Genomic DNA, 3,592 nt, shown 5'->3' with positions numbered 1-3,592 from the left:
GGTGACACGGGCGCCGGGGACAAGAAGACGAAGCCCCCGAAGAAGCAGCCGTCCCCCACCGTATCCGCCCCGAAGGAAACCCCCTGTCCCGACGACGCCTCCTGCCCGCCGACTCCTTCGCCCGAGCCGCCGTCCGGGTCGCCGGAGGAACCGGGCTCCGAGGAGCCGGGGACGCCGGTGCCGCCGACGTCCGAGGGGCCCGCGTCCCCGCCCCCTCCCCCACCGTCGGACGTGCCGACGTCTCAGCCGCCGCCGGAGGAGCCTCCCGCCTCGCCCGCCCCGGACACCTACAGCCCGCCGGGCACGCCGGCCCCGGCGTCCGAGGTTCTGTCCGGCCCGCCGGAGACCTGACAGGCACGGACGGGCCCAGGTCGCCAGTCAGCCGAGTTCAGCCGAGTTCCAGTGAGGTGATGCCGAAGACGCGCTCGGTACGGATCCCGGGAGCCTCACCCGTGTACATCCGGACGGTGGGGAACTGAGCCGTCAGCCCGCGGGCCAGGGCGAGCGCCGCGGCCTCCGGCCGGGTCTCGGGCATATCGACGGCGACCTCGTCATCGGGGCCCAGCCGCGCGGTGAGGCCGTCGAAGAGCGCTTCGGCGTCGGCGGGCGTGTCCGCGAACAGCGGGCCGATCCGGTGGGCGTCACGGCCGGGCCGGATCACCCCGTATCCGGTGACCCGGCCGTCCCGCAGCCGGACGCGCGCGGTGTGACCACCTGCGGTGAGCCAGCGGGCGACGAAGGCCCGCCGGTCCGCCGGGAAGCAGTCACGGTCGTACGCGGCGATCGCGTCCAGGTGCGCGGGGTCGACCGGCACGGTCGCGCCATCCGCAGTGCCGGGGCGCTCGGGGCGACCGCTGTAGCGGACGGTCCCGTACGCGGGTGAGAAGCCGGAGCGCTGGTAGTTGGCCTGCTGGGCGGGGACCGCGTCCAGGCCCACCAGCCGGTCGCCCGCGTGCGGGAACGCGGCTCGCCAGGTCGCGAGGCCCAGGCCCTGGCCCCGGAGGTCGGGGCGGACGAGGTAGTAGCCGAGGAAGGCGTACTGGTCGGAGTAGGTGACGACGGAGACCGCCGAGACCGGCTCCCCGTCGATCCGGCCGACGAAGAATCCGGCGGGGTCGGTGGGGTGGAAGCAGGCGACATCTCCGTGGCCCGGGTTCCACCCCTCGGCTGCGGCCCATGCGGCGACGGGGTGCCACTCCTCCAGGGTGGCGGCGGTGACGGTGAGACGGTCCGTGGGACTGCCGGCCAGGGTTGCCTCGTCGAGGGGGTTGTTCATGGTGGTTCGGTTCCTTTCGGTGCGGACGGTGATGACTGCGGGTCAGATCAGGTCCATGGCGGCGACCTCGTCGGGACTGCCGTAGCTGACGGGCCCCTGGAAGCTTCTGCGCGCGGTGGCGAACCACCAGGCGGTGGCCAGGAGGAGGACCGCCCCGAGGGCGATCGGCGCGTAGTTGAAGGTGGTGCCGGTGATCGGGGCGGCGTGGGGCAGCATGAACAGCACACTGCTGAACACGATCCAGGCCACCGCCGTGCGCGCGATGGGCACCCCCCAGCGCCCGAGGTGCCAGGGGCCCGGTTCGAACGCGTCGCCGAGGCGCAGCCGCAGAAAGATGGGCACACCGTAGGCGAGATAGAGCCCGACCACATTGACGCTGACGATCGCGGTGAAGGCGGTGCGGGACCACCAGGCGGGGGCGATCAGTACGAAAGAGCAGGCGGCGGCCAGCCAGACGGCCTTGACGGGGGTGCGCGTACGCGGGCACACCGAATGCCACAGCCGGGAACCCGGCATCGCGCCGTCGCGGGCGAAGGCGAAGATCTGGCGGGTATTGCTGGTCATGTTGGCGAGCCCGCAGAACAGCATCGCGCCGATCACGATCAGCAGGAGCAGCTCGGCCGTTCCGGTGCCGAGCGCTTCAATGAGAATCCGCACCGGGGGCGCGGAAGCACGGGCTGTATCCGCGTAGTCGCGGATCGCGTACACCAGGGCGAGCATGAGAATCAGTCCGGCGACCGCGGAGCAGCCGATGGCCCACATGATGCCCTTGGGGGTGTTGACGGTCGCCTTCACCGTCTCCTCCGACATGTGGAAACTTCCGTCGAAGCCGGTGAAGGTCCAACTGGTGACCAGGAGTCCGAGCATCGCCGCGTACAGACCATTGCCGAAGCCGGTGTTGTTCACGAAATGGGTGGCGAACGCGGGTGACTGGTGGTGGGTGGGGATCAGTACCAGACAGCCGACGATGACCGACATTCCGATCAGCAGCCACCATACGGAGATCCGGTTGAAGGTCGCCACCAGTTGGACGGTGTAGGTGTTGGCGAGCGCCTGGACCAGCAGAATCACGGTGGTGATGACCACCGTGCGGTGCCCGGTGACCTCGTAGCCGGGCCACCGCATGACGACGAACGCCTGGATGAAGGTGGCCGCGGCGTAGCCGGTGGCGGCCGTACCGCCGATCTGGCCGACGAAGTTGAGCCAGCCGGTGTACCAGGACCAGGCGCCGCGGTGGCGCTTGGCGAGCTTTCCGGCGGCGAAGTACAGCGCCCCGCTCGTCGGATAGGCGGAGGCGATCTCTCCCATGGCCGCGCCGACGAACAGCACCATGACCGATACCCCGATCCAGCCGAAGACCAGGATCACCGGGCCGCCCGCGCCCATACCGAAACCGAACGCGGAGAAAATTCCGGAGATGATGTTGATGATGGTGAACGAGATCGCGAAGTTGTCGAACGCACGGAATCTGCGGGTGAGTTTCCGCGGATATCCCATGGCGTGGAGTGTCGCGTCGTCGTCGAGCGTTACGGCGCCGTCGGCCCGGTGACGCTTCCTCGGGCGGAGGATAGTGGTGCGCTCGAACAAACCGCGTCCTTCCCATTCATGGCCGGCGAGACGGAGGCAAATTCATGGGGAACCGGGGATGGGAAGCCCGCAGGCACGTCTCGCCCTGGTCAGTTGTTCATCGGGGGCGCCGAACGCACTCCATGGCATTCGTGCGGCATAGGGCCCCATAGCCATCAGGACCTCTCGTGCCTCGAATTTGCGTCTGCCCATATAGAGGGCGTGCGCGAGATAGGAGAGATCCAGTACCGGGGTGAACCGGTAACCGGGCACGCGGGGGAACCAGTTGGTGTAGTTCCCGGTCGCGGCATCGACCCACTGGGGTTGCAGCCAGGCGCGGTAGGCGAGCAGCGAGGCGGGATCGTACTCCTCGGCGAGTGCCACCAGCGGCAGCAGCCGCAGCGCCGACGACGCCGGGGCGCGGTGGCTGAGAAAGGACGCGACGTCCCAGCGGGCGCTGGCGGTGCCGCCGTGCCGGGAGAAGAAGAACGCCAGGAACCGGTGGTGTGCTTCGCGGTTCCAGGGGTCGAGCCGGAGGATCCGGGCGAACAGCCGCCAGGGTCCCGGGGGCGCGGTCAGCAGCCCCTGCGGGGCCCGGTCGAGGGGCCGCCGGATGCGGGCGAGAGCCAGTTCGGCGACCCAGGGGGTCGGGTCGTCCGGGAGCATCAGGGCGGCCCGCCGGCAGGCGGCGGACGCGATGGCCACCAGGGTGTCGGTGCGGGGGTCGCGGGCGTCGGCCGAGCGCAGCGC

The 3,592-nt window shown here is 70.3% G+C and carries 3 protein-coding genes and 1 pseudogene; 1 reads left to right on the top strand and 3 read right to left on the bottom strand.

The features are described from left to right. Nucleotides 1–351 (top strand): annotated as a pseudogene (locus tag ACWF94_RS36405) (hypothetical protein); the annotation flags it as partial. Nucleotides 352–388: 37 nt separating this feature from the next. On the opposite strand, the gene ACWF94_RS36400 reads toward ACWF94_RS36405, so the two are convergent. From ACWF94_RS36400 to ACWF94_RS36390, 3 genes are all read right to left on the bottom strand, one after another. Next, entirely contained in the window at nucleotides 389–1,276 is an 888-nt protein-coding gene (locus ACWF94_RS36400; RefSeq protein WP_453498832.1) for a GNAT family N-acetyltransferase, read from the bottom strand. Nucleotides 1,277–1,318: 42 nt separating this feature from the next. Then, nucleotides 1,319–2,773: an amino acid permease gene (locus tag ACWF94_RS36395; protein ID WP_453498829.1), complete on the bottom strand. Its 1,455-nt coding sequence runs from the start codon at nucleotides 2,771–2,773 to the stop codon at nucleotides 1,319–1,321. 132 nt (nucleotides 2,774–2,905) lie between these two features. After that, nucleotides 2,906–3,592, bottom strand: a 687-nt coding sequence (locus tag ACWF94_RS36390) for a hypothetical protein (protein WP_453498826.1), incomplete at its 5' end; no start/stop codon positions are given.

It is taken from the genome of Streptomyces sp. NPDC055078 (assembly GCF_053607985.1).
This window is presented reverse-complemented; position numbering and strand designations above follow the sequence as displayed.

What these genes read in the sequence shown, in the direction of transcription:
- ACWF94_RS36395 (WP_453498829.1), bottom strand. Translation starts at nt 2,773, where the DNA reads ATGGGATATCCGCGGAAACTCACCCGCAGATTCCGTGCGTTCGACAAC.
- ACWF94_RS36400 (WP_453498832.1), bottom strand. Translation starts at nt 1,276, where the DNA reads ATGAACAACCCCCTCGACGAGGCAACCCTGGCCGGCAGTCCCACGGAC.